Source organism: Elusimicrobiota bacterium (assembly GCA_016218575.1).
GTDB lineage: Bacteria > Elusimicrobiota > Elusimicrobia > UBA1565 > UBA9628 > JACRDN01.
This window is the reverse complement of the sequence record JACRDN010000014.1, coordinates 52,773-76,919: the sequence shown is the minus strand read 5'-3', so window position 1 is coordinate 76,919 and position 24,147 is coordinate 52,773. Positions and strand designations below refer to the sequence as shown.

The following is a 24,147-nucleotide window of genomic DNA, read 5'->3' as shown; positions in this document are numbered from 1 at the left end:
GTTCGTTCGCAGCTCCCGCTACTAAGCTATCCGTTTGAATCACCCCTTTTCACAGGCCTATTTCCCCTCCAAGACAAGCCGTCACTTAGACATGTGCTTGGGCCGGGCAATTTCCCGCCAAGACATCGGCCTCCCCCACTTCCTATTCGACAAACCCCGCGAAAACGCCCCGATCAACTCGCACTCTCGAGACGGGAAGCATGGAAAAACCAATGGAACTCAGCCCCGCAAACTCCAAAAACCTGGAAAAGATTTGACCATTAGATGTAGAATTGAATACCTTATGCCCCGGCTCCCGTTGGTTCAGATCAAGCTCAGCATCCCAGAACGGCGAGAGCTTCGCCAAATCCGCGAGTATCATCCGAAAAGGCGCTACTGGCTACGCGCCGAGATCGTGCTCCGGGCCGACGCCGGACAGTCCAATCTCTACATCGCGCAACGGCTTGAGATCAGCCGCAACACGGTCAAGCAGTGGCGCTCCCGCTTCGCTCGCGAGGGCATCGACGGCTTGAAGGACCGGCCTATCCCCGGTCGGCCGAGATGGTCAGAACTTTGAGAGACAGCATTACGGCTGGCCAGCATAATCACTCGACGAGGCGGCGGTGGACAGCAGAGCGGAGCAGCGTTTAAGAATTTCTGGTCAATGCGAGGATTTGATTGAAGTAAGTTGGTTTCTATGCGGCGACTAACACCTGACGAATTTATCGAGAGAGCCAAGGCACGGCATGGGGATAAGTACAATTACTCCAAGGTAACTCATGTTTACGCCCAGGAGAAATTGCCGATTATTTGTCCCAATCACGGAGTCTTTCAACAGAGGCCTATCGCTCATCTGCGTGGGCAGGGATGCCCACGGTGTGCCGGGAGAATAATCGATACCGATACATTTATAAAACGCGCACGCCAAATTCATGGCGACAGGTATAAATACGACAAGGTTCAATACGTAAGTATTGAGAAGAACGTCGTCATTACCTGCACCGGGCATGGAGACTTTCCCCAAACTCCGCGCGACCACTTTTCAGGGTGTGGGTGCCCGCAATGTGCCAACAACGCGAAGCTGGGGAAGAAAGAAGATTTTATTGCCAGAGCAAAAATCGAGCATGGAGAAAAATATTCATATCGGAACGTCAACTACAGAGGGTTACGGGCAAAGGCATATATAACCTGCCAAAAGCACGGGGATTTCTTGCAGACCCCTAAATCACATCTTGGAGGAAGCGGTTGCCCGAAGTGTGCGGGTATTGTACGGCTAACCCAAATAGAATTTATCACGAGGGCAAGAGCCATACATGGGGAACTATACTCCTACCAGAATGCAGTCTATGTCAACCAGCGGACCGCTATCGCAATAACCTGCTCTCAGCATGGGGATTTTCAGCAGCGTCCCACCGATCACTTGCGAGGGCGGGGATGTGATAAATGTGCAAGAGAAAAACAGGCTGACAAAAAACGATCGACTCTCGACGAGTTTTTGAAAAAAGCGCGCGATAGGCATGGGCCAAAGTATTCTTACGAAAAAGTTAACTATGTGGATTCGAAAACAAAGGTCATAATAACCTGTCCCATCCATGGCGATTTTAACCAAGCTCCGGGAAATCATTGGCGTCTCGGAGCTGGTTGTCCACGGTGCGCTGGGAAATTAACCAATACCGAAACATTTGCAAGTCGTGCCAAAAGGGTCCACGGGAATAAATACTCCTATGAAAAAACCGTATTCACAACAATGCGCGACCGGGTCGTCATAACGTGCAAATTTCATGGAGATTTTCTGCAATCGGCGGGGCATCATCTCCAGGGACAGGGCTGCAAAAGGTGTCGTATGCCCCGTGGCGAGGGTGTCATTGAATCCCATTTGAAAGAGAACGGGATTGATTATGAATGGCAGTACTCCCCGGTCGGACTACCCGCGAAAAGAAAGCTGCATTACGATTTTTGCGTTAAGATCAATGGCCGTATTGGTCTAATCGAGTATCACGGGGTGCAGCATTATAAGCCCATTAGTTTTGGCGGGGATACCTCGGATTACAAAGGCGGTTTGGAAAGGGATCGGGTTAAGGCAGAATATGCGAAGGAAAACAATATCCCCTTCTTGATCATCGCGCACGAAAACTTTGACCAGATAAATGATTTGCTTGCTGATTTTATCGCCAAGATGCGCAAGGAGCGATAGGAATAAAGCCGTTCATGGAGACCGCGTCCCGAGCAGCACAACAGCACGATATCGCAAAAGCGATTCGATACAGCCACGGCCTGGCGGTCCCTTCACATGGCTAGGGCCCCCTCCTTTTCGGTACGTCTTTCCTCGGACATGCTCCGGTGGGCGCGAGAACAACAGGGTTGGACGGTGCCTGACGCGGCATCGAAGCTTGAGATCCCCGATAGCCACCTATACGCCCTGGAACAGGGTCAGGCCGACCTTACTTACAGCGACCTCATAAAGATCGCGGAAAAGTACCGGCAGCCGATATCGGCTTTCTTTCGCAGCAAGACTCCGCCAACAAAGAAGACCCCCCCTGACAGGAGGTCCTCGAAGCCGGCCGGGGACATCTCGCTGCTCGGCCGTGAGGCCATCGCCACCGCAAGGCGGCTGCAATATCTCTTGGGCGAGGCGCTCTCGGCCACCGGTGAGACCCCGCCCAAGTTCGGCCTTTCCGCTCATTTGAACGTGAACCCGGCTCGCGCCGCGGCCAGCGCACGGGAAGCGCTTGGCGTATCTGTAGCCGAACAGCTCGGCTGGGTGAACGAGAACGTTGCTCTGAAGCAGTGGAGAGCGAGGATTGAAGGGCTGGGGGCGGCTGTCTTTCAACTGAAGCTGCCCAATGATGAGTTTCGCGGGCTTTCTATTAGCGATCACCCGACGTGCATCGTTATCGGCACGGGCGACTCGGCAACTGGCAAGGCTTTCACCCTCTTCCACGAGGCCGCGCATCTGGCGCTGCACCAGTCAAGCTTGTGCAACCCGTTCCTAGAGGGCACAGACCAGCAACAGATTGAGGGCTGGTGTAACACGTTTGCGGGCGCCGTCCTCATGCCACCTGAGTTGCTGGCCGCTCAAGAAGCCACCTTAAAGCGGCTGCCTGCTAGCCCCAATGCTGCCGCTCCTGTCATTGAGAAGACCGCACGTTCCTTCAAGGTCAGCCGTTACGCTCTAATGACCAGGCTGCTCGTGCTCGGTTGGATTCAGCGGCAGCAATACTCCGACTTGGTTGAGTTCATGCAGTTGGCCAAGCCAGAAAAGAGTTTCGGTCGAAGTCCGGCGGAGGCAATCTCCGCGAAGCGGTGCCTGAACCGCTGTGGGAACCATTTTGTCAGCACGGTTCTGGGTGGGCTAAGAAAGGGTGTTCTCGACATCGGCTCAGCGTCGTCCTTTCTTGGAACGAAGCCCGAGCATCTCTCGACGCTTGGTAGGCTCTTAGCCCGGTGACCAAAACAATCTACTTCATCGACGCCTGCTCTTGGTCTGAGCTCATCAGGCGCTATTCCACGTCCAAGTATCCCGCAATCAGCAAAGCGATCGAGAGGCTTATCTCCGATGGCCGAATCATCAGCCCGCACGAAGTGTACAACGAATTGTGCCTGAACTTCGGGATGAAGGACTGGGCTCAGGACCACAAGGCGACATTTCGACACCCGAGCCTAAAAGAGGTAGACGCACTGACGCGCATTCTGACGAAGCTCCCCGACGCGGCGACAGTGAATAGACCCTACGATTCCGATCCGTGGCTGGGCGCCTTTGCCTTGAATCACGCCGAAGAGCAGCAGGGCCTCTTGGTAGCGTCCGAGAAGGCAATCGTCGTCAGCGAGGACAACAAGGCCGTCAAGCTCATCTGCGACTCGTTCCATCTACCCCAGATCTCAATCTTCGACCTCTTGGTCAAAGAAGGCATCGTGACCATCGGAGAGCCCTCCCACAGCAGGCCCTAGGCGAGCATCACGTTGTTGCCGCGCGTGGTCTTAACGCGGTCGAGCTTCAGGCGCAGCAGAAACTGACGTTCCCGCCGCAGTGGAGTGCGTCCCGCTCCCGAAGGTGTGAAAATAGTATTTGACCGTCATCGAGCTCGCATGGCTAGCCGATGGAAGCCCCTCCGCTTTCCTGCTCCTCGGCGTGGTGACGAATGTCCTTGCCCAGGACCATGAAGATCACGTCCTCGGCTATGTTGGTGGCGTGGTCGGCGATGCGCTCGAGGTTCCTGGCGATGAGGATCACGTCGAGGGCCCTTTGGATGGTGGAGGCGTCGGACTGCATGAGCGCGACGAGCTCGTTGAAGGTCTGACTCTTGAGGCGGTCCTCCTCGTCGTCGCGGCCGATGACCGACCGGGCCAGCTCCACGTCGCGGCGGGAGAAGGCGTCGAGGCTGTCCTTGAGCATCTCGACGGCTAGCTCCACCATGCGGGGAATGTCCCCCGGCTTGATCTTGGGAAGGCGGCAGAGATAGGCGGCGGTCTCCGAGATGTTGACGGCCTGGTCTCCGATGCGCTCGAGGTCCGAGTTGATCTTCAAGGCCGCGGCGATGAGGCGCAGGTCCCCGGCCGCGGGCTGGTGGAGCGCGATGAGCCGCAGGCAGAGCTCGTCTATCTCTATGTGGAGGCGGTTGACCTTCTCCTCGCCGCGGAGCACGTCCTGGGCGTAGGACTCCTGGCGCTCGGTGAGCTCCTTGACAGCATAATGGATCATCTCCTCGCAGAGCGATCCCATCTCGAGCAGGCTCGCCCGAAGCCCCTCCAAGTCCTCGTCGAAATGCCTTTTGAGCGTCATGATTTACCCGAAGCGGCCCGTGATGTAGTCCTCTGTCCTCTTGTCGGAGGGCTTGGTGAACAGCTGGTGCGTACGGTTCAATTCTATCAAATCGCCCATGAGCAGGAAGGCGGTGGAATCGGACACCCGGGCCGCCTGCTGCATGTTGTGGGTGACGATGACTATGGTCAAATGCGGCTTGAGCGCGAGCAGAAGCTCCTCGATGCGGGCGGTCGCGATGGGATCGAGGGCCGAGCAGGGCTCGTCTAGAAGAAGGACTTGGGGCTCGACAGCCAGGGCCCGGGCGATGCAAAGCCTCTGCTGTTGGCCTCCGGAGAGGCCCAGGCCCGGCTCGGAGAGCTTATCCTTCACCTCGTCCCAGAGAGCGGCCTTGCGCAAGCTATCCTCGACTTTCTCGGCGATCCTGCCGCGGTCCCCGATCCCGTTCAAGACCAAGCCCGCGGCCACGTTCTCGGAAATACTCATGGTGGGGAAAGGGTTGGGGCGCTGGAAGACCATTCCCACCTTGCGGCGCAAGACCGCGGGGTCGAGGGATAGGACGCTTCTCCCTTCAAGGAGTATCTTCCCCCCCATCGTGGCCCCGGGGACGTTCTCATGCATGCGGTTGAGGCACCGGATCAAGGTGGATTTGCCGCGGCCCGAGGGCCCGATAATGGCGGTCACCTGCTTGCCGTAAAACGAAAGGCTCACGTCCTTGATCACGGCGTGCGCGCCGTATCCGGCCCGAAGCGCCTTGACCTCCATGGAAACAGTTCTATCTTCTGGGATCATCGGCATTTAATGCGAAACTCCCGTGGAAGGCTTTAGAAAATAGCGGGCTCCGGCGTTGATAGCCAGGACCAAGCCCATGAGGATCAGGGCCGCGGCCCAGGCCTGGCGGTGCCAGTCCTCGTAAGGGGCTATGGCGTAGGTGAATATGGTGTGCGGGAGCGAAGCCATAGGTTCAAGCAAGCCGTTGTCCCAGAAGCGGTTGCCGAAGGCGGTGAAGATGAGGGGCGCTGTCTCGCCCGCGATGCGGGAAACAGCCAAGAGGGCTCCCGTGATGAGGCCCCGGCCGGCCGTGGGGATGACGATGAAGAGGATGACTCTCCAGCGCGGGATGCCCAGGGCCAATCCCGCCTCCCGGATGGACAGGGGCACCAGGCGCACGAACTCCTCGGTGTTGCGCAGAACGATCGGGATCATGATGGCGGCAAGAGCCGCGCTTGCCGACAAGGCGCTGAAGCGCTTCATGGGCATGACGATCAATGCGTAGGCGAAGATGCCTATGACTATCGAGGGAACGCCGCTCAAGACGTCCGCGGCGTAGCGGATACAGAAGCCCGCGAGGCCTCGGCCGTACTCGGCCAAGTAAACCCCGCCAAGGATCCCCACCGGAATTCCCAGGGCGCTCGCCAAGCCCACGATCTTGACCGAGCCCAGGATGGAGTTGGCGATGCCGCCTCCGGTCTCCCCCACGGGCTTGGGCAGGCGGGTAAAGAAGCTCCAACTGAGCGAGGAGAAGCCTTTATAAGCGATGTAGCCCAGGATACAGAACAGACTGAGTATGGAGACTCCGGCGCAAACGGCCGTGGCCGCGAACATGATCTTGTTGACTCTCTGGCGTTTTTTCAACGAGTCCCGGACGGGCATCAGGCCCTCTCCCCCTTTTTGACCGCCTGGTCAATGAGAAGCCGGGCCAAACCGTTCATGACGATCGTGATCGCCAGGAGCGCCAAGCCCATCGCGATGAGGGCCTCCAAATGAAGGTCCCCCACGGCCTCGGAGAGCTCGTTGGCGATCACCGAGGCCATGCTGTAGGCTGGATCCAAAAGCGAGGCGGAGACGCGGGGAACATTGCCGATCACCATGGTAACGGCCATGGTCTCCCCCAAGGCGCGGCCCAGGGACAAAAACACGGCCCCGGCGATGCCGGAGCGGGCGTAGGGCAGGCTCACGCGGCGCACGGTCTCCCAATGGGTGGCGCCAAGGGCCAGCATACCCTCCTTGAGAGGCCGGGGCACGCTCAAGAGGACTTCCCGGGTGATGCTCGTGATATAAGGCAGTATCATCAAGGCAAGTATGCCCCCGGCCGTCAGCAGTCCCACGCCGTAGGGCTCCCCGCGGAAGAATGGGAGAAAGCCCAGGAACCGGGTGAGCGTCGGCTCGATCGAACGCACCGCGGGCACCAGAATGAAGATGCCCATGAGCCCCAAGATCACGCTCGGCACGGCCGCCAGAAGCTCGATAAAAAAGCAGCATATGTCCGAGATTTTCCTCGGGGCCAGCTCCGCCAGAAAGATGGCCGAGCCGATGCCCAAGGGAGCGGCGATGGCCAGGGCCAAAGCCGAGGACATTAATGTTCCGTAAATGAAGGGGAGAGCCCCGAACTGCTCAGCGACCGGGTCCCAGACCGAGGTCCATAGGAAGGAGAAGCCGAACTCCTTCCATATCTTCAGGGACTTGGCGGCCAGCTCGCAGGCCAGGGCCAGCGCCAGGGCGACAACGAAAAGCCCGAAGCCCAGGAGCAGGAGCTTGAAAAGCCGATCGCCGGCCTGCTCGCGCGGGCCGGCGCCGCTTTCGAGACCGTCACTTGATGGTTTCAATAGTTCCCTCGACCATCTTTTTCACGGAATCCGGCAGGGGTGCGTAACCCAGGTTAGGCGCCATGCCCTGGCCGTCCTTGAGCATCCAGCGCAGGAAGTTTTTCAGAAGCTTCCCCTTGCCTGCCGAATTATTCTGATAGATGAGGAGCCAGGTGAAGGTCGAGATGGGGTACGCCCCATCGCCGGGGGCGTCCGTGATGGAGACGCGGTAATCCTTGGGCATGGTCTTGGCGGCTCCGGCCGCGGCCGCGCTCACCGAGGGAAGATCGGCCTTGACGAACTTCCCGGCCTTGTTGCGCATAGAAGCGTACTCCAAATCGTTTTGCTTGGCGTAGATGAGCTCCACGTAGCCGATGCTGTTGGGCGTCTGCTTGACCAGCCCCGCCACCCCCTCGTTGCCCTTGCCGCCCAAGCCCGCGGGCCAATTGACCGAGGTCCCGAGGCCCACTTTCTTTTTCCACTCCGGGCTGACCTTGGACAGATAGTCCACGAAGCAATAGGTCGTGCCCGAGCCGTCCGCGCGGCGCACCACGGCAATCGGCGCGTCGGGGAGCTCCAGGTCCGGGTTGAGCTTGGCCAGGGCGGGATCGTTCCAGCGCTTGATCTTGCCGAGGAAAACGTCGGCCAAAACGTCTCCGCCCAGCTTCAAGCCCGAGATTCCCTTTATGTTGTACACCGGCACCACAGCGCCCAGCACCGTGGGGATGTGCAGGAGTTTGCCGTCCACCTTGAAGAGCTGCTTGTCGGCCATGGGGCCGTCCGTGGCGCCGAAGTCCACGGTGCGTTCCGTGATCTGGCGGATGCCGCCCCCCGAGCCGATGGACTGGTAGTTGATCTGGAGGTCGGGCTTGAGCTTATGGTACTCGTCGAACCACTTGGAGTAGATGGGGTACGGGAAGGTCGCCCCGGCCCCGTTCAAGGTGGTGACGCTTTCGGCGGAGGCCATCGCGGCGCAGGACAAAACGGCCAGCCACAGGCCCGCTTTTTTTATCGTCATTCTTCTCATCGAATTTCTCCTAGATTATATATTCGCCTAGAATTTGACCGACATGTCTATCTGGAGTCGGTTGACGGCCTTGTCCCCGGGATTGAACTGGGTGTCTATGGTCTCGGTGACGAAATACTTGGCCTTGAGCTGCATCCAGTCGGTCGGCGCATAGGCGGCCCAGAAGATGTGCCCTCTGCGGTTGGTCCCGCCGTCGCCAAAGTCGGAATCGGCGATGTCGGCCATGGTCGCGTCGGTCTGCGCGTATTTCTTGAACCAAGCGGCCTCCCAGGTGCCTGCCGCCTTGGCTCTTCCGAGAACGGCTCCGATTTGATAGCCGTCGCGGGCTTGAGGGCAGGGGGTTCCCGCCGGGCAAACCGCGGCCACCGAGGACAAATCGCCCCGGGCCCTGAAGTTGCGGGCCACTGTGGCCTGGAAGCTTATCGGCATTCGGCCGATCCAACTCGAAAACTCTCCGGTGAGCTCCCCCACGCCGAAGCGGTTGGCCTGGAGGGTTCCCGCACGCCGGTTGCCGTCCTGCACCGCGGCAGCGCCCAGATTGCCGCGGTTCTCGTTGGACCACTTATGGTAGGTCCCGGCGAGCCTCATGCGGCTCTCCAAGGGCAGGCGCGTCTCGGCTCCCAATTGCTGGGAGAAAAGCCATGGGTTCTTGCTCGTGTTGCCGTTCTCGCTCACGGCCATTTGAAGGGCGTTGCCGAAGACCGTCACGCCCGCCTCGGCAAAGAGCCACTCCCCTCCCTCGGCAAATCCCTCGGGGCTCACGTCATCGTCCCAGATAAGATCCGATGAGTAAGTCCTCCAGAGCAGATTCTGCATCTTGCCCGAGGCCAGGTACGCGGAGCCCCGCTCCGAGACCGCCGGGGTCCAATGAAGGAAGGCCTGGTCTATGAAGATATTCTTCTGGCTCGACATCCCGGTGTAGGTCTGGTTGGTGGAGACCTGCTCGCCGGTGCCGGAGGCCAGGCGGAGCTTGGCCGAGAGATCATGGGGCAGTTGCATCTCAGCACCCAAGCGCAGGCGCAGGCGGTTGCGGTTGCGGTCCGTGGTGCCCAGGCCTCGCTTGTTGAAGTTCTCATGGCGCAGGCGCAGGTCGCCGCCGAACTTGATGGACTGGATATGCTCGCTCAGCTTGATCTTGTCCGCTTGAGCGTAAGCCCCGGTCGAGGCGGCCCAGAGGGCGAACCACGCCAGGAAAATCCCCGCCGGTCTTTTTTGCGTTTTATTCATGGCATACATGATACGCGAAGCGAACCTAAGGCATCCATATCAGGATAGTTATTTGCGCGTGACAGGAGCGTGACACGCTACAGAGGAAGGGTGAAGAAAAACGAGGAGCCCTCTCCCGGAGCGCTTTCCACCCCGGCCGAGCCGCCGTGGCTCTCTACGATGTGCTTGACGATGGCAAGGCCCAGGCCCGTCCCTCCCAATTCCCGGGAGCGCGCGTCGTCCGCTCGGTAGAAGCGCTCGAAGACGCGCGGGAGATGCTCGCGGGCCATGCCGGGGCCGGTATCCGAAACCACGACCTTGAGGAACTTCCCCTCCACGGCCGCGGAAATTTCAACCCGACCTCGCTCGCGGTTGAACTTGATGGCGTTGTCGATGAGGTTGGCAAGCACCTGCTTTATCTGGGAACGGTCCGCCCTGACCTCGATGGGAACCGCCTCGGCCTCCACATGCACTCGGATTTTTCTTCGCTCGGCCATGGGGGCCAGGCTCGCCGCGGCCTCGCAGGCCAGGACCAGGATCGAGACAGGCACCTTGACCGGCAAGCGGTGACCGGCTTCGATGGCGGACAAATCCAGCAGATCCTCCACCAAGGCCGAGAGGCGTTCCGCCTCCCTCTCGATGCCCTCCACGAACTCCGGCCCGTGCTCGGAGTCCTTAAGCCCCCCCTCGCGCAAAGTTTCGGCAAAGCCTCGGATCGCGGCAAGCGGAGTCCTGAGCTCGTGAGACACATTGGCCACGAATTCCCGGCGCATCCTCTCCAAACGACGCAAACGGGTAATATCATGAAGGACGATCAAGGCGCCGCGGCCTTGGCCCTCGAGTACCAAGGCCACGGCATGGGCCTCGAAAATCTTCTCCTCTGGTGTGAAAACCGTCACCTCCTCGCTTCTCCCGGTCCCTTCCTTCATAACCTCCGAGAGCAGCTCCTGCAAGCGGGCGTGGCGCAAAATCTCCACGAAGGGCCGCCCCAGAGCCGCTCCGCGATCCGCCGAGAAAAGCGCGGCGAGGGCGGGGTTCAGTGCGATGATGAGACCGTGGGAGTCCACCCCCACTATGGCCTCGGCTATATTGGAAAGCACAGCGGAAAGCTGGAGCCGCTCCTTGGAGAACTCGGACCAGGAAACCGAGATTTTCTCGGCCAGATTATTGATCAACTCCCCGAGCTCGGGGTCGCCGGCGGGCAGGCGCCTCACCCGAGCCGATCGGTCGCCGAGACCCAGGCGCTCGACCACCCCGAATATCTCGCGCAAAGAAGCGGCCAAGGAAGAACAGTGCCGCCATATCCCAAGCGCGCAGGCTCCCAGGAGGCCCAGCCAAAACAAAGGCAGGAACGCAGAGGCCGCGGCCAGGATGAGGCATAGAAGGATCCCGATCCGGGCCTTGAATCGGCCCAAGGTGGGCGCCGTCATTTAGTCGACGTCAAGCCGGTAGCCCACGCCCTTGACCGTGACGACCCTCTTGGCCTCGGGGCCCAGCTTATCGCGCAGGCGCGTGATATGCTGGTCCACGGTGCGGGTGTCTATCTCCATGGATTGGTCGTAGCTCCAAACCTTCTCCAGGAGCTGGTCCCTGGTCAGGACCTTGCCCCGGGCCTGGAAAAGGCAATGTAGAAACTCAAACTCCTTGAAGCGCAGGGCCAGGGGCCTGCCGCCCAGGCGGCACTCGCGCTTGCCCAAGTCGAGCTCGAGCTTACCCACCCTCAGGACGTCCGCGGGCAGATCCGCCACCGAGGCACGCCTGAGGATGGCCTTGACCCGGGCCAATAGCTCGCGGACGCTGAAAGGCTTGGTGACGTAGTCGTCGGCGCCCATCTCCAGGCCCAGTATCCGGTCCACCTCCTCCTTGCGGGCCGTGAGCATCAGGATGGGGGTCCGGGAGCCTTGCCGCGCGGCCTTGCAGAACTCAAAGCCGTTGAGTTTTGGAAGCATCAAGTCCAATATGGCGAGATCGGGATTCTCCTTGCGGAATGCCTCCAGGCCCGCCTCGCCGTCGAAACATGAAACGACCGCGTACCCCTCTTTCTCAAGATTGTAGCGCAGGACCTTGGCGATGTTCCTATCGTCCTCCACGACCAGGATTTTCGCCTTGGACATATTGAAAACTATATACCATTTAAATGACACGCCCATGACACGCCTCTCCAAGAGGCGGCGAGGCGCGTTAATTTCATATTATTACAGCCGATGAAGACGCTGCAGCTCTACCTCTCGGACTTAAAGGAGCTCCTTCAAAGCAATGAGTTCATCTCGGCGCGCACCTGCCTCAAGGAAATCAGCCCGATCGACCTCGCCGAGGGCTGGCAGCATTTCTCGCCGGATGAGCGGGTGGCCTTGTTCCGCCTCTGCACGCGCCAGAGGGCCATACAGCTCTTCGAGGAGCTCGACAAGGAGGAGCAGGTGGATCTTATCAACCACCTTCAAAAGGAGGACGCCGAAAAGCTCCTGCAGGAGCTAGACCCGAGCCAGACCAGCCGCATGGTCCGCGGCCTGCCCCCCCATCTTATCCGGCACTTGACCGGGATCATGCAGAAGGGAAGCCAGGAGCTCGTGCAGAAGTACCTCGAGTACCCCCCCAAGACCGTCGGGGCCCTCATGCGCGGGCGCTACATCGTGCTCGACCCCAAATGGAACTGCAAGCAGGCCCTGGAGCGCGTGCAGTTCTCCACGCGCCTGCGCCGCATCGAGGAGACTTACCTCGACACCTTGATGGTGGCCGACGCCGAGGGCCAGCTCCTGGGAACGGTGAGCCTCAAGTCCCTGGTCGTGGCCCCGCGGGATATGCCAGTGCGGGAGCTCATGGATCCCTCCCCGGCGACCTTGTCCCCGGAGATGGACCAGGAAGAGGCGGTCAAACTCTTCGGCAAGTACAAGCTCAAAAGCGCGCCGGTCACGACCTCGGAGGGCAAGCTCATGGGAGTCGTGGTCTACCGCGACATATTCGAGGTGGCCCGAGAGGAGGTGGAAGAGGACTTCGCCAAGATGGTCGGCTCCCAGGCCGGGCTCTTGTCGCACTCCGCCTTCGACATCGCCCGGGTGCGCCTGCCGTGGCTCGTGGCGACCTGCGTGGGCGAGCTTTTGGTCTCGGCCATCATCAAGCATTACGAGCTCACCCTCTCCAAAGTGGTGGCCTTGGCCACCTTCATCCCCTTGATCGCGGCCATGGGAGGAAACGTCGGGGCCCAAACCGCGACCGTGATGGTGCGGGGACTGGCCACGGGCGAGGTCAAGGAAGACGACGAGACGGGCACCATTCTAAAGGAGGTGGCCGTCGGAATGATGATCGGGGCGGTGTACGGCCTTCTCGTGGGAATGTCCGCCGAGATTTTTTACGGAGGCCGCTACGGCTGGAAATTCGCCTGGGTGGTGGGAATCGGGATGTTCGTGTCCATGACCTCGGCCGCCACGGCCGGGTCCATAGAGCCGCTCATCTTCCGCAGGCTCGGCATAGATCCGGCCACCGCCACGGGCCCCCTCATCACGACGTTCACGGATCTTTTGAGCACGATCGTCTACTTTTCGCTGGCGACCTACCTCTTAATGTGACTATTCTCCGGGAGCCTCGTCAGGCTCCTGGCCCTCATCTGCGCCGCCTTCGCCCTGGGTCGGCATTCGGCCCCGCGGCCCCATTCCCATGGGCATGCGCCCCTTGGGCCCGCGGGCCCGCTCCTTCATGCGCACCATCAGCTCGTCGAATTTCTCCTTCTGCCGAGGGTCCAGGGACTGTCGGATGCTTTCCCTGGTCTCGGCCATCATTCCCTTCATTTTCTGGCCCAAGGCCTTCATCTCGGAATGCAGCTTCTCCACCTCCGGCCGGGACTTGTCCAGGACCGCTTTGATCTTCTTCTGCTGGTCCTCGGAAAGCTCGAGCTTATCCGTGAGCTTCTTGAGAAATTCCTCCTTGAACATCTTATGCTTGCCCAGGTCCCGGGCCTCCTCCGGGCCCTCGGCCCAAGCCGCGCCGACCAAGCTCAACGCCAGAAAAGCTGCGACGAAATAGACCGCCTTTTTCATGGAATGCACCTCCTGGCAAGAGGTTAACAGACCTTGACGCCAACGGCAAGGCCTGTTAACGAGATGGCTGTGGGCAAATAGCCTTCCCCTCCGAGGAAGCCGTCTCCTCATCCGGGAAAGAAGCCTCAGGATAAAAGCGGCCGTCAACCCGCGGCTTTCGCGGTGATGTCCTGGAACAGCAGGACCGAACCCAGGCGCTTGTTCTGCTTGTCCCGGATGGGCATGCCGGAGAAGCCGATGACTACGTTCTGGCCATGGATGACAAGGCGCGCCTCCTGCCCGGCGATCGGCTCTTCGGAGCGCGCCACGCGCTCCACCGCCGCGGTCCATTGAGGCAGGTTCGGAAATATCCGAGAGACCGGGAAGAACTTCCCCATGGGCAAGGCGGCGTCCGGGCGGAGAATTCTCTCCGCCACCGGGTTCATCTCGACGAGGCTTCCCTGCGGGTCCACCACCATCACTCCCGCCGAGAGGCTTGAGATGATGGCTTCCTGGAAGGCGGCCTTGGCCTCGAGCTGGTCTATTAGGGATGCGTTCTCGAAAACGGTTCCCACCACCCGCCCGACCATGGTGACAAGATCAAGATCGGCGTCGCTGAATGCGCCGCCCCGGCGGTTCAAAAACTCGATGACGCCGATGCACTTGCCCCCCGAGAGGATGGGGGCGGCGACAAGACCCCGGGTCTTGAAGCCCGTCGCGACGTCCACCCTGCCCATGAACCTGGGGTCCTTCTGGGGATTTTCGACCCGGACCGCGCGGGAGAAAAGCGCGACCCAGCCGGCCACCCCCTCCCCCACCTTGAACTTGGCCTGGCGCAGGACCTCCACGGTAACACCGTAGGAGGCCAAGGGCTCCAAAGTCTCGTCCGGGCGGACCTTAAAAATGCTCCCGGCCTCGGCGTCGAAGGCCTTGGAGATGGTGCTTAAGACGACGTCGGCCAGCTCAGTCTCGGAGGAAAGGTGGTGGGTTTTCTCGATGACGTCGGTGAGCACTTGAAAATGAAAAATCCCCAACGCCATAGCTCATTTTTAGCATATTTCCCGGAGCGTGAAGAGGCTCCAACGCGGCCAACCCGTCATTGTTCCCCGTGCAGGACCCCTCGCCAAGCATTGCGAGAACCGCGCCGCTCGCCCAACTCTTGCTTGCGTGACTCGGCCCAAGCCATGGCGTCGCGCAAGCCTTCCTGGTTGGCGATCTCCCAGGAAAGATCCTCTCCGGGCACGATCTTGCCCAGGCGCTCGACCACCGGGCGCGCGCGCTCCATCCATCCGGAAGTCTTGGGGCCGTGATTAAGCACGATTTTCCAGGCCAGGCGCTGATCAAAGCCCTTCGCTTTTAGTTCCAGCACCGTGGAGTGCGAATTGTAAATCCACGTGTCGAAATCAGAGTGTTTGAGGAGGGATGGGACATGGGCGCGGGAAAGTCCGGTGTCACGCAGCATCTGGTCTAGAACCCGGGCCGGAACCAAGCGCTCGAGGGCGGCCTCAATCTGGGGTTTCGTAAACCGCCTCGTTTCATAGTTCCGGATGAGAATCCGGATGCGTTCGGCGATCCTCAACCTGACGTCCCTGCCGATGCGGCGATAATCCGTTTCATAGAGGAGCTTGATATCATCATGCTGCAGCACGCCCCAGGCCTCGATGCGATACAGAGAACCGGGTCTGAGCCTGGCCAGGGCGTGGGCCGCGATCGCCGCGTAATCGGGATCGATGCCGTAGGATTTAAAGGCTTCCTCGAATTCGGGGGTATAATTGTCGGTCCTCACGCTTTTCCCGGCCCTCTGACCCAATTCCGAGTCATCCTCCTTTTTCAAGTCGATGACGCCCCTTAAGACGGCCCTTAGGGAATACGTCTCGCCGAAAATCCGGCGCTGGAGCTCTATTCTCTCAACAGTGCCCATCTTTGGGTGTAAGGAGCCGTGGCCCTGGTTGAAGAGATATTGAGCCAAAACCTCGGACCTGCCCCGCAGGGACTTGAGTACCTCTCTGGCTAGGGCGATTTTTTCTGGAGCGGCGAAGCCCAGAAGAAAATCCTCGCTAAAACGGACCACGGCGGGAAAAACGCCAAAACCAGGCAAGCCCGAACTCATCATGTCAGCCAAACGGGACGCGACCAGAAAGACCGGTTCTTTGTCCTCATCGGACAAAGGACTCCGATCATCAAGCGCGAGGTATTCCAGATGATCCATGGCCGCCTTGAGGGGTTCTTCCAGCTCGGCAGGGACGGGCTTGAGCTCGATCTTTGGGATCAGGAGCATGGCGGAGCCCCGACCGATGGCGGAAACCGGCGCCGCCGGGGCTTGCATGCGCAAAGCCCGGCCGGAATACATTCTCTCCGCTGCGAGATCGGCCCCACCGGGATTTTCCTCCGCCAAGCCGCGCCGCATCGCGGCGGAGCCCGCGGCGAGGCTCCAGGTCGCGGCCTTAATCCGGGCTGCGGGGACCAGGCGCAGGGCCGATCCCAAGGGACCGGGAATGACGCCCACGGCAAGGGCGGCCGGAGCCTGGGCGGCGAACTCGGCTTGGCTTAAAACCCGGGCATGGAGATTGCCTCCGGCCCAGGCGTCCAGGCAGGGGCAGGATAGGAGGAAAACGGCGAGTACCGACCGCACCTATGTAGGATATCACGACTCAGCACCCCGGAGATGGGACCTTCGGGCAGGAAAGGGGGGCCAAGGGGCCTACCTGGCGCCGGACGAAAGGCCTACCAAAGCGCAGGCGGCCAAGGCCGCGGTCTCGGCGCGCAGGACGCGCGGCCCAAGTCCCACGAGAATGACGCCACGGCTCTGCGCCAGGCCAGCCTCATCCTGGGAGAAACCTCCCTCGGGGCCGATGAATAGATTGACGCGAAGTCGGCCGGGCGAGGCTTGTCTTGCCCGGGCAAGCTCCTCCCCTAGTTTGGGAGCGGCGGCCCCCGAGAGCCTTTCCCAAGCCAGGAAGCTCGCCCCTTGCCCGGCGCAATCCTCGAGCGCCCGGCTAAAATCGAGCGGCTCCCGAAGCTCCGGGAGCTCCGCCCTTTGGCATTGCTTGGCCGCGGCCATGAGGATGCGCCTCCAGCGCTCCATTTTGGACTCGATCCGCTTATTGTCCCGCAACAGGACGACGGAGCGCGGCGTCAGGATGGGAATGAAGCGGTCCACGCCGAGCTCGGTGCCCTTCTCCAGGATCCATTCCCAGGCCTCGGCCTTGAGAAGCCCCTGATGGAGCCAAAGCTCCGCGGCGCTCTCCGGTTCGGCGGCGGGCAGAAAAGAGAGGATCGCGCCCGATAGCGAACCATCGCCATTTATGCGCTCGATTCTTCCCTCGAAGCGCCGGCCCCGGCCGTCGAAAAGCTGAAGGACCTCTCCGACCTTGCGGCGCATCACGACCACTATGTGGCGGGCCTCCGGGCCTTCGATGCGGAATTTATCGCCCGAGAGGGATGTCGGAGGCACGAAAAACTGGGACATTAGGGCCTTAGTCCGTCCCGAAAATTTTCTTAAAAATCCCTTCCTGCCTACCATCGGAGGGGCTCGACTCGCCGTCCTCGCGCAGGCTCTTGGCGAAATCCTCGAGAAGCTGTTTTTGATGAGGAGTGAGATCCTTGGGCACGGAAACCTTGATCTTGACCAGGAGGTCGCCGTGGCCTCGGCCGTGGAGCTTGGGCATGCCCTTGTCTCGCACGCGGAGCATAGCCCCATGCTGCACCCCGGCGGGCACCTTGATCTTGGTGCGCTCCCCGTCCAATCCCATGATCTCGAAGGTCGTTCCCAAGGCCGCGTGGGCGATGTCCACCGAGGACTCGGTGACGAGGTCGTCCTCCTTGCGTTCAAAGCGCGGGTCTGGTTTTAAATGGACGAGGACATAGAGGTCCCCGGGCGGGCCGCCGCGGCCCCCCGCCTCGCCCTCCCCGGAGATGCGCAGCGTGGCGCCCTCGTAGATTCCGGGAGGAATCTTGACGGTGAGGCTCGCTTGCCGGCGCGCCCAGCCAGTCCCGCGGCAGTCCTTGCAGGGATTATCCACCACCTGGCCTTCCCCACCGCAGTGGCTGCAGGTCTGGGTCATGGTAAAGAACCCCTGGGAAAACTGCACGCGCCCGGTGCCGCGACAGTAAGGACAGCGCTTGGTCCCAGAAGCTCCCTTGGCCCCGCTTCCCCGGCAAGTGGCGCAGGCTTCTATGCGCTCGAACTTCAAGGGAACCTGGGCGCCGTGGTAGGCCTCCTCAAGGGACAGCTCTACCTCGTACTTGAGGTCCTTGCCGCGCCGCGGGCCGCCGCGCCGGCCTCCGCCCCCCTCGCCGAAAAAGCTCTCGAAAAGATCCCCGAAGACCTCGCCCACGTCCACGCCACCGGTCCCGAAGGGGTTGGCCCCGCCGAAGCCCTGCCCCGCCCCGGCCGCGCCGGAAACGCCGGCTTCTCCGTAATGGTCGTAGAGCTGTCTCTTCTTGGGGTCGGAGAGCGTCTCATAGGCCGAGTTGATTCTTCGGAAGCTCTCCTCCGCATCCTTGTTGCCGGGGTTGCGGTCCGGGTGGTACTTCATGGCGAGCTTTCGGTAGGCGGACTTGATTTCCGCCTCCGAGGCGTTGCGGGGAACGCCCAGCAAACTGTAGTAATCGTCAGGCATCTAGTGATTTAGTCCTTCTTCTCATCGTCCACCACTTCCGCGTCCACCACGCCCTCTCCCTTGCCCTTGGCCGCTCCCGCGGTCTGGGCCTTGGCCGCCTCGGACTTGTATATCTCCTCGGCGAGTTTGTGGGAGGCCTTCAAAAGCTCCTCCTTGGCCTTGTTGATGCGCTCGAGATCCTCTCCCTTGAGAGCCTCCTTGAGCTCTGAGATCCCGCGGTCGATGGAGGCCCGATCCTCCTGGGGCACCTTGTCGCCATGCTCCTTCAAGGCCTTTTCGGAGGTGAAAAGCACCGAGTCCGCCTCGTTCTTGGCCGCGACCTTCTCCTTGAACTTCTTATCCTCGTCGGAAAACTTCTCCGCCTCCTTGACGTACTTCTCGACATCCTCCTTGTTGAGCTTGTTGGGGGCCGTGATCGTGATATGCTGGGCCTTCTTGGTGCCCAAGTCCTCTGCCTTGACGCTCAGGATGCCGTTGGCATCTATGGAGAAGCTGACCTTGATCTGGGGCACGCCGCGGGGAGCCGGCGGAATCCCGTCCAAGTCGAACTTCCCGAGAGAGACGTTGTCCCCCGCCCGCGGGCGCTCGCCCTGCAGGACGTGGATGGTGACGGCCGGCTGATTGTCGGCCGCCGTCGAGAAGGTCTGGGATTTCTCGACCGGAATCGTGGTGTTGCGTTCGATGAGAGGCGTCATGACACCCCCCAAGGTTTCAATACCCAAAGTCAGCGGAGTCACATCTAGAAGGAGCACGTCCTTCACCTCTCCCGTGAGCACCGCCGCCTGGATGCCGGCTCCGGTGGCCACGCACTCCATGGGGTCGACGCCGCGCTCCACCTTCTTGCCCACGTAGTCCTCCACGAACTTCTGGACGATGGGCATGCGGGTGGGGCCTCCGACCAGGATGATCTTGGTGACGTCCGAGGTCCTGAGCTTGGCGTCGTTCAAGGCCTGGTCGATGGAGTGCTTGCAGCGCTTGACGATGGGCTCCACCAAGGACTCGAGCTTGGCCCGGGTCAGCTTCAGGGCCAGGTGCTTGGGAACATTGTCCACCGCGGTGAGATACGGCAGGTTCAAGTCCGTCTCAAAGGTCGAGGAAAGCTCGATCTTGGCCTTCTCGGAGGCCTCGCGCACGCGCTGCATGGCCATGGGGTCCTTGCGCACGTCCACGCCGGTCTCCTTCTTGAACTCCCCGGCGATGAAGTCGATCAAGGCATTGTCCATATCGGTGCCGCCGAGCTGGGTGTCGCCGGAGGTCGACACGACCTCGAAAACCCCGCCCCCGAAGTCCATGATGGTAACGTCAAGGGTGCCGCCGCCTAGATCGAAGACCATGATCTTCTCGTCCTTACCCTTCTTGTCCACGCCGTAGGCCAGGCACGCCGCGGTGGGCTCGTTGATGATGCGCACCACCTCCAGGCCCGCGATGGTCCCCGCGTCCTTTGTGGCCTGGCGCTGGTTGTCGTTGAAGTAGGCCGGGACGGTGATCACGGCCTTCTCGACCTTGTCTCCCAGGAAGGCCTCGGCGTCGCGCCTGACCTTCTGCAGGAGGAAGGCCGAGAGTTGCTGGGGCGTGTACTCCTTGCCCTGGAAGCGGTACTTGTGGTCGGTTCCCATCTTGCGCTTGAAGGCCATGAAGGTCCCTTCCGGGTTGGCCACGGCCTGGCGCCGAGCGGGCTCGCCCACCAAGAGCTGGCCGTCCTTGGCGAAAGCCACGTAGGACGGGAAGGCCTTGCCGCCGATGGAGGTCCCCTCCGCCGACGGGATGATGGTGGACTTTCCACCCTCCATCACGGCCGCGGCCGTGTTTGAAGTTCCCAAATCAATGCCTATGATCTTGCTCATTGTCTCCTCCTGCTACGTTGCGGGGGTCTCCTTATTCTTGGCGATGCGGACCTTGGCCGGACGGAGCACCTTGTCCTGGAGCATGAAGCCGGCCTGGAGAACGTCCACGACCGTGCCCTCCTCCAAGTCTTCCCGCTCCACCGCGCCCAGGACCTCGTGCTGATAGCTGTCGTAGGGCTTCCCGACCGGGTCCATGGCCGCCACGCCTTCTTCCTTAAAAATCTTCTCGAACTCCTTGAAAATCCCCTCCATCCCCTTGGCGAGTTCGGTTTGGGCCTGGACCTGTTCGTGCGCCCGTTGGAGGAGGTCGTAGATCGGGAGCAGCTTCAAGAGGACCTCGGCCCTGCCCAGGCGGTAGAACTCGGGCTTCTCCCGATCCACCCTCTTGCGGTAATTCTCGAATTCGGCCTTGAGCCTTATGAGCTGGTCGTAATAATCGGCCTTGGGCGCGGCCTCCGGCTTGGCCTGGGCTGGATCAGTCATCGCCGCTCTCCACGTCCCAGGACTGTATCTTGCGCGAGACGATGTCGCTCATATACTCGACAAGACTCATCATGCGCGAATACTCCATGCGCTTGGATCCGAGAATGCCTAACACCCCCATGATCCGGCCCTTATGCTCGTAGGTCGTGGTGACGAGGCTGAAGGGCCCGAGCTCGGGGATGCCGCTCTCTTGTCCGATGCGCACGCGCGACTGCAAGGGCTTTCCCAGCCCCTTCTCCTCCTTAAGGCGGTGGGAAAGCTCCTCCTCCATAAGCCCGGCCAGGGCCTCCTTTTCCGAGATCACCCTGAGCAAAGATTGCAAAGTATGGAAGTCCCCCAGATCCTCGGCTTGGCTCAGGATATTGTCGGCGCCTTCCACATAAAGAGCCTCTGGAACAATGACATGCCCGACTTCCTTCAGAAGCTCCCCGGCCAAGGCCGTGAGCTCCCGGAACTCCGTCTCCATTTGCGCGAGCTTGGCCATCACCGCGGCCTGGGCTTCCTGGACGCTGCAGCCCTTGATATTGTCGTTCAAGAAGCGGTTGAGCATGTTGATCTGCCGCGCCGAAGGGGCGAATGCCACCTGGATGGGCCAATGCCGGACCATGCCCGCCTCCGTCACGAGGATGCCGAGCACGTTGCGTCCGCCTAGATGGATAAGCTCCAGGCGCTTCAAGGCGTGGTTGCGCATCTTGGGCGAGAGCACCAGGCCCGCCCCGTGGGAGATCTTGGAGAGGAGTTTCGATGTCTCCGAAAACAAGGTGTCCATTTCCTCGATGCGATTGCGGTATTGCCTCTCGAGCTTCTCCTTCTCGTCGGAGGCCAGTCGCTGGACGTCGATCAAGTAATCCACGTAAAACCGGTACCCCTTGTCCGTCGGCTCGCGTCCCGCCGAGGTATGGGGATGGAAGAGATAGCCCTCCTCCTCCAGCTCCTGTAGAATGCTGCGGATCGTGGCGCTGGAGAGATTCATCCCAGCCTCGTCTGCGATCACGGAGGAGGACACGGGCCGGGAATGCTTGATGTAATAATGAATCACCCACTGGAGCAGGCTTTTTTTGCGCTCTTCGACGACTTCCGGCTTGAGCTGGCGCATCGGGTTTCTAAATTAGCAGTTAAATAGTTCGACTGCTAATATTATAGCCTAAGGCCCCTCCCCTGTCAAACGGGAACGGCGGAGAACTAAGGCCCTAACGGTGGACCAGCTCTTTGAGCTTGTGGCCGACGATGACTTCGTCGATGATGCCGTAGGTCTTGGCCTCGTCGGCGGACATGTAATAGTTGCGCTCCATGTCGCGCGTGATCTTCTCCATGGGTTGGCCGGTGTGCTTGGCCATGATCTTCTCCAGGGTAGTCCGGGTGTAGGCCATCTCCTTGGCCTCCACCACGATATCGGTGGCTTGTCCCGAGATCCCCCCCACCAAGGGCTGGTGGATCATGATACGCGACTGGGGCAGGGCGAAACGCCTGCCCCGGGTTCCGGCCGCGAGGATCACGGCGCCGAAAGACATGGCCATGCCCATGCAGATGGTGGTGATGGGCGACTTGATGTATTGCATGGTGTCGTAGACCGCCAGGCCCGCAGTGACCATGCCCCCGGGAGAGTTGATGTAGAGATTGATGTCCTTGGTGCTGTCGTCGGACTCCAGATAGAGGAGCTGGGCGATGAGGATGTTGGCGGAATCCGTGGTGAACTCCCCCTCGTAGCCCCCGACGAAAATGATGCGGTCCTTGAGCAACCGCGAATAGATGTCGTAACCAACTACCGCGCCCTGAGTGGCCCGCTCGATGACTTGAGGTATGATGTTCATCCTCCTATCGAAACATATTTCCCGTTTTTAGGTCAATTCGCCTTAAAACCAAGAAGGCGCAGCCTGGCGATCCACCATAATCCGCTCAAGAGCCGCGCCAGGTCGAGCTTGGTGGCTCCGGCCCTGCGCTCGGCGAACTCGATCGGGACTTCCTTGATCCGCAGCCCGGCAGCATGGGCGCGGTAAAGGGCCTCGTGCACGATGGATGGCCCGCGGGAGCTCATGGTTTCGGGATGGATGCCTTGGAGGGCCCGGCGCGAGAAGCAGCGGAAGCCCGAATTGCAGTCGGCCGCCTCCAGACCGAGCAGGAGCCGGGCATAGGCGTTGGCCGCGCGCGTGAGAACCCTCCGCCTCCAGGATCTTTCGGCATCCCCGCCGCCCGGGACGAAGCGCGACCCCAGGACCACGTCGCAGTGCTCAACCGCGGCAAGGAGCTCGGGGATATGCCGCGGCTCATGGGAGAAATCCGCGTCCATCTCGACCAAATAGTCGACTCCCCGGCTCAGGGCGAAGAGATAACCCTCCCGGCCCGCCAGCCCCCGGCCCCGCGGGCCGGGCCTCTCGATCAAGTGCAGCCCTGGACGGCGGCGGGCCATGTTTCTCACGAGCTCTCCCGTTCCGTCCGGGCTCTTGTCGTCCACGACCACCGCTTCCAAGCCCAGGCCCAGGCCGAAAATCCTATCGAGCAAGGGCAGGATATTCTCCCGCTCGTTGTAGGTGGGGAGCATGACCAGTATCCGCGGGCTCATTGGACAGGGACGCCCATTCCGGCCCCCAGCAGAGCCTCCGCCGCGGAGAGAAAGTCCTCCACGGGCATGTCCTCGAGACAGGGCTTGGCGCGGCCGCAGCGCGGCCGGTAGAAGCAGGAGCAGGCAGGGTCCGGGGACAGCTTGCGCCCCAGGCCGAACGCGTCAAGCTCCGAGGCGGAGCTCGGCCCCGTGAAGACGATCACGGGCCTTTCGAGCGCGGTCGCGGCGTGGAAGCACAGCGTGTCCGAGGTCACGATGAGGCCGCATGATTCCACGATGGCGGCGAAGGCCCGGACGCCGTGCCCTGTGCCGGCGTCGATCAAGGCGGCGGGGCTCCGCTCCATTATTTCCCGATTGCGCCCTTCCTCGTCCGGGCCTCCCAGCAGCAAAATAGGGCGCTTGAAGCGCCGATGCAGAGCCTCGGCCAAGGCGGCGGTGCGCTCGCAAGAAAGCTGCTTTGAAGGCCAGCGCCGGCCCGAGCCGGTGTTGATCCCGATGGGCGCCGCCCCCGCGGCAAGCCCGTGCCGCGCCGCCAAGTCCCTCGCCGCGCGCCGGTCCTCGTCGCGCAGAACCAGGATGGGCCTCGAGTCCGCGGCGCTATCCGGCAGGGGCAGGCCCAGAATGTCCAGCCACAACTTGGCATAGGAAGCCAAGTTGCGGGACTTGAGGCGGTCGGCCGCCGAATGGCCCCCGTCCAAGTCCTTGTGAAGAAGGCTCATGTCGTAATAGGGGGCGCTCGAGGGAGTGTAGCCGAGGCCCGGAACCACGCCCACGAGCTCGCCCCGGCAGGCCGCGCGCGCCAGGGCCGCGGCAGCATCGCTTTCCTCGAGGCTCAGGACCAGGTCGAATTTTCCGTTGAGGCCGTCCTCGGCGGCCTCTTCAAAGCTCAGGACGCGCTCGATCCAGGGATTGCCCTCGATGAGCGCCTTGGCCCCGGCCGCTGTCGCCCAAGCGATGCGGCACCCCGGGTAGCGGCGATGGAGGGGCTTGAGAAGGGAGGTCGTGCGCAGGACATCCCCCAACGCGGACAGCTTAACTATCAATATGTCCATGGAAGCCAGCGTTAATTGTA

The 24,147-nt window shown here is 61.1% G+C and carries 24 protein-coding genes; 5 read left to right on the top strand and 19 right to left on the bottom strand.

The window, feature by feature from the left end; genetic code table 11:
• The first annotated feature begins 283 nt into the window (after nt 1–283).
• From HY921_04225 to HY921_04210, 4 genes are all read left to right on the top strand, one after another.
• Nucleotides 284–556, top strand: coding sequence for a helix-turn-helix domain-containing protein (locus HY921_04225; GenBank protein MBI5630073.1), 273 nt, complete (start codon nt 284–286; stop codon nt 554–556).
• 120 nt (nt 557–676) lie between these two features.
• Nucleotides 677–2,173: a hypothetical protein gene (locus tag HY921_04220; GenBank protein ID MBI5630072.1), complete on the top strand. Its 1,497-nt coding sequence runs from the start codon at nt 677–679 to the stop codon at nt 2,171–2,173.
• 174 nt (nt 2,174–2,347) lie between these two features.
• The gene (locus tag HY921_04215; protein MBI5630071.1) at nt 2,348–3,427 is read left to right on the top strand and encodes an ImmA/IrrE family metallo-endopeptidase; all 1,080 of its coding nucleotides are present in this window, start codon (nt 2,348–2,350) and stop codon (nt 3,425–3,427) included.
• Nucleotides 3,424–3,927, top strand: a complete 504-nt coding sequence (locus HY921_04210; GenBank protein MBI5630070.1) for a DUF4411 family protein — start codon at nt 3,424–3,426, stop codon at nt 3,925–3,927. The genes HY921_04215 and HY921_04210 overlap by 4 nt, the downstream gene beginning before the upstream one ends.
• Before the next feature lie 142 nt (nt 3,928–4,069).
• Here the strand turns inward: HY921_04210 and phoU are convergent, their stop codons facing one another.
• From phoU to HY921_04170, 8 genes are all read right to left on the bottom strand, one after another.
• Nucleotides 4,070–4,759, bottom strand: coding sequence for a phosphate signaling complex protein PhoU (gene phoU / locus HY921_04205; GenBank protein ID MBI5630069.1), 690 nt, complete (start codon nt 4,757–4,759; stop codon nt 4,070–4,072).
• Between the two features lie 3 nt (nt 4,760–4,762).
• Nucleotides 4,763–5,530, bottom strand: a complete 768-nt coding sequence (gene pstB, locus HY921_04200; GenBank protein ID MBI5630068.1) for a phosphate ABC transporter ATP-binding protein — start codon at nt 5,528–5,530, stop codon at nt 4,763–4,765.
• A 6-nt stretch (nt 5,531–5,536) separates the two neighbouring features.
• Nucleotides 5,537–6,391 (bottom strand): phosphate ABC transporter permease PstA, encoded by an 855-nt coding sequence (gene pstA, locus HY921_04195; protein ID MBI5630067.1) that lies wholly within the window; start codon nt 6,389–6,391, stop codon nt 5,537–5,539.
• Nucleotides 6,391–7,344, bottom strand: a complete 954-nt coding sequence (pstC, locus tag HY921_04190) for a phosphate ABC transporter permease subunit PstC (GenBank protein ID MBI5630066.1) — start codon at nt 7,342–7,344, stop codon at nt 6,391–6,393. The genes pstA and pstC overlap by 1 nt, the downstream gene beginning before the upstream one ends.
• Nucleotides 7,328–8,341: a phosphate ABC transporter substrate-binding protein PstS gene (gene pstS, locus HY921_04185; protein MBI5630065.1), complete on the bottom strand. Its 1,014-nt coding sequence runs from the start codon at nt 8,339–8,341 to the stop codon at nt 7,328–7,330. The genes pstC and pstS overlap by 17 nt, the downstream gene beginning before the upstream one ends.
• 36 nt (nt 8,342–8,377) lie before the next feature.
• The gene (locus HY921_04180; protein ID MBI5630064.1) at nt 8,378–9,577 is read right to left on the bottom strand and encodes a putative porin; all 1,200 of its coding nucleotides are present in this window, start codon (nt 9,575–9,577) and stop codon (nt 8,378–8,380) included.
• A gap of 77 nt (nt 9,578–9,654) precedes the next feature.
• Complete coding sequence (locus tag HY921_04175) at nt 9,655–10,986, bottom strand: PAS domain-containing protein (GenBank protein ID MBI5630063.1); 1,332 nt, start codon at nt 10,984–10,986, stop codon at nt 9,655–9,657.
• Entirely contained in the window at nt 10,987–11,670 is a 684-nt protein-coding gene (locus HY921_04170; GenBank protein MBI5630062.1) for a response regulator transcription factor, read from the bottom strand.
• A gap of 90 nt (nt 11,671–11,760) precedes the next feature.
• Between HY921_04170 and mgtE the strand changes: the two genes are divergently transcribed.
• On the top strand, nt 11,761–13,119 hold the full coding sequence (mgtE, locus tag HY921_04165; protein ID MBI5630061.1) for a magnesium transporter: 1,359 nt from the start codon (nt 11,761–11,763) through the stop codon (nt 13,117–13,119).
• On the opposite strand, the gene HY921_04160 is transcribed toward mgtE, so the two are convergent.
• The 11 genes from HY921_04160 to HY921_04110 form a co-directional block, all read right to left on the bottom strand.
• Complete coding sequence (locus tag HY921_04160; GenBank protein MBI5630060.1) at nt 13,120–13,587, bottom strand: hypothetical protein; 468 nt, start codon at nt 13,585–13,587, stop codon at nt 13,120–13,122.
• Between the two features lie 143 nt (nt 13,588–13,730).
• Nucleotides 13,731–14,606 (bottom strand): GAF domain-containing protein, encoded by an 876-nt coding sequence (locus HY921_04155; GenBank protein MBI5630059.1) that lies wholly within the window; start codon nt 14,604–14,606, stop codon nt 13,731–13,733.
• Nucleotides 14,607–14,662: 56 nt separating this feature from the next.
• Nucleotides 14,663–16,198 (bottom strand): hypothetical protein, encoded by a 1,536-nt coding sequence (locus tag HY921_04150; GenBank protein MBI5630058.1) that lies wholly within the window; start codon nt 16,196–16,198, stop codon nt 14,663–14,665.
• A 69-nt stretch (nt 16,199–16,267) separates the two neighbouring features.
• Complete coding sequence (locus tag HY921_04145) at nt 16,268–17,035, bottom strand: 16S rRNA (uracil(1498)-N(3))-methyltransferase (GenBank protein MBI5630057.1); 768 nt, start codon at nt 17,033–17,035, stop codon at nt 16,268–16,270.
• Nucleotides 17,036–17,042: 7 nt separating this feature from the next.
• The gene (dnaJ, locus tag HY921_04140; protein ID MBI5630056.1) at nt 17,043–18,188 is read right to left on the bottom strand and encodes a molecular chaperone DnaJ; all 1,146 of its coding nucleotides are present in this window, start codon (nt 18,186–18,188) and stop codon (nt 17,043–17,045) included.
• Nucleotides 18,189–18,196: 8 nt separating this feature from the next.
• Complete coding sequence (dnaK, locus tag HY921_04135) at nt 18,197–20,032, bottom strand: molecular chaperone DnaK (protein MBI5630055.1); 1,836 nt, start codon at nt 20,030–20,032, stop codon at nt 18,197–18,199.
• A 12-nt stretch (nt 20,033–20,044) separates the two neighbouring features.
• Nucleotides 20,045–20,515 carry a nucleotide exchange factor GrpE gene (locus HY921_04130; GenBank protein ID MBI5630054.1) on the bottom strand — a complete coding sequence of 157 codons (471 nt, stop codon included), beginning with the start codon at nt 20,513–20,515 and terminating at the stop codon, nt 20,045–20,047.
• Complete coding sequence (gene hrcA / locus HY921_04125; GenBank protein ID MBI5630053.1) at nt 20,508–21,611, bottom strand: heat-inducible transcription repressor HrcA; 1,104 nt, start codon at nt 21,609–21,611, stop codon at nt 20,508–20,510. The genes HY921_04130 and hrcA overlap by 8 nt, the downstream gene beginning before the upstream one ends.
• Nucleotides 21,612–21,705: 94 nt before the next feature.
• Nucleotides 21,706–22,320 carry an ATP-dependent Clp protease proteolytic subunit gene (locus HY921_04120; protein MBI5630052.1) on the bottom strand — a complete coding sequence of 205 codons (615 nt, stop codon included), beginning with the start codon at nt 22,318–22,320 and terminating at the stop codon, nt 21,706–21,708.
• A 38-nt stretch (nt 22,321–22,358) separates the two neighbouring features.
• Entirely contained in the window at nt 22,359–23,075 is a 717-nt protein-coding gene (locus HY921_04115; protein MBI5630051.1) for a polyprenol monophosphomannose synthase, read from the bottom strand.
• Nucleotides 23,072–24,127: a glycosyltransferase family 9 protein gene (locus HY921_04110; protein ID MBI5630050.1), complete on the bottom strand. Its 1,056-nt coding sequence runs from the start codon at nt 24,125–24,127 to the stop codon at nt 23,072–23,074. Before HY921_04110 ends, HY921_04115 begins: the two co-directional genes overlap by 4 nt.
• Nucleotides 24,128–24,147 lie beyond the last annotated feature (20 nt).

Bases quoted from the DNA above. Each gene is read 5' to 3' on its own strand.
- HY921_04225 (MBI5630073.1), top strand. From the start codon at position 284: ATGCCCCGGCTCCCGTTGGTTCAGATCAAGCTCAGCATCCCAGAACGG.
- HY921_04220 (MBI5630072.1), top strand. From the start codon at position 677: ATGCGGCGACTAACACCTGACGAATTTATCGAGAGAGCCAAGGCACGG.
- phoU (MBI5630069.1), bottom strand. From the start codon at position 4,759: ATGACGCTCAAAAGGCATTTCGACGAGGACTTGGAGGGGCTTCGGGCG.
- pstB (MBI5630068.1), bottom strand. From the start codon at position 5,530: ATGATCCCAGAAGATAGAACTGTTTCCATGGAGGTCAAGGCGCTTCGG.
- pstA (MBI5630067.1), bottom strand. From the start codon at position 6,391: ATGCCCGTCCGGGACTCGTTGAAAAAACGCCAGAGAGTCAACAAGATC.
- pstS (MBI5630065.1), bottom strand. From the start codon at position 8,341: ATGACGATAAAAAAAGCGGGCCTGTGGCTGGCCGTTTTGTCCTGCGCC.
- HY921_04180 (MBI5630064.1), bottom strand. From the start codon at position 9,577: ATGAATAAAACGCAAAAAAGACCGGCGGGGATTTTCCTGGCGTGGTTC.
- HY921_04175 (MBI5630063.1), bottom strand. From the start codon at position 10,986: ATGACGGCGCCCACCTTGGGCCGATTCAAGGCCCGGATCGGGATCCTT.
- HY921_04170 (MBI5630062.1), bottom strand. From the start codon at position 11,670: ATGTCCAAGGCGAAAATCCTGGTCGTGGAGGACGATAGGAACATCGCC.
- mgtE (MBI5630061.1), top strand. From the start codon at position 11,761: ATGAAGACGCTGCAGCTCTACCTCTCGGACTTAAAGGAGCTCCTTCAA.
- HY921_04160 (MBI5630060.1), bottom strand. From the start codon at position 13,587: ATGAAAAAGGCGGTCTATTTCGTCGCAGCTTTTCTGGCGTTGAGCTTG.
- HY921_04155 (MBI5630059.1), bottom strand. From the start codon at position 14,606: ATGGCGTTGGGGATTTTTCATTTTCAAGTGCTCACCGACGTCATCGAG.
- HY921_04145 (MBI5630057.1), bottom strand. From the start codon at position 17,035: ATGTCCCAGTTTTTCGTGCCTCCGACATCCCTCTCGGGCGATAAATTC.
- dnaJ (MBI5630056.1), bottom strand. From the start codon at position 18,188: ATGCCTGACGATTACTACAGTTTGCTGGGCGTTCCCCGCAACGCCTCG.
- dnaK (MBI5630055.1), bottom strand. From the start codon at position 20,032: ATGAGCAAGATCATAGGCATTGATTTGGGAACTTCAAACACGGCCGCG.
- HY921_04130 (MBI5630054.1), bottom strand. From the start codon at position 20,515: ATGACTGATCCAGCCCAGGCCAAGCCGGAGGCCGCGCCCAAGGCCGAT.
- hrcA (MBI5630053.1), bottom strand. From the start codon at position 21,611: ATGCGCCAGCTCAAGCCGGAAGTCGTCGAAGAGCGCAAAAAAAGCCTG.
- HY921_04115 (MBI5630051.1), bottom strand. From the start codon at position 23,075: ATGAGCCCGCGGATACTGGTCATGCTCCCCACCTACAACGAGCGGGAG.
- HY921_04110 (MBI5630050.1), bottom strand. From the start codon at position 24,127: ATGGACATATTGATAGTTAAGCTGTCCGCGTTGGGGGATGTCCTGCGC.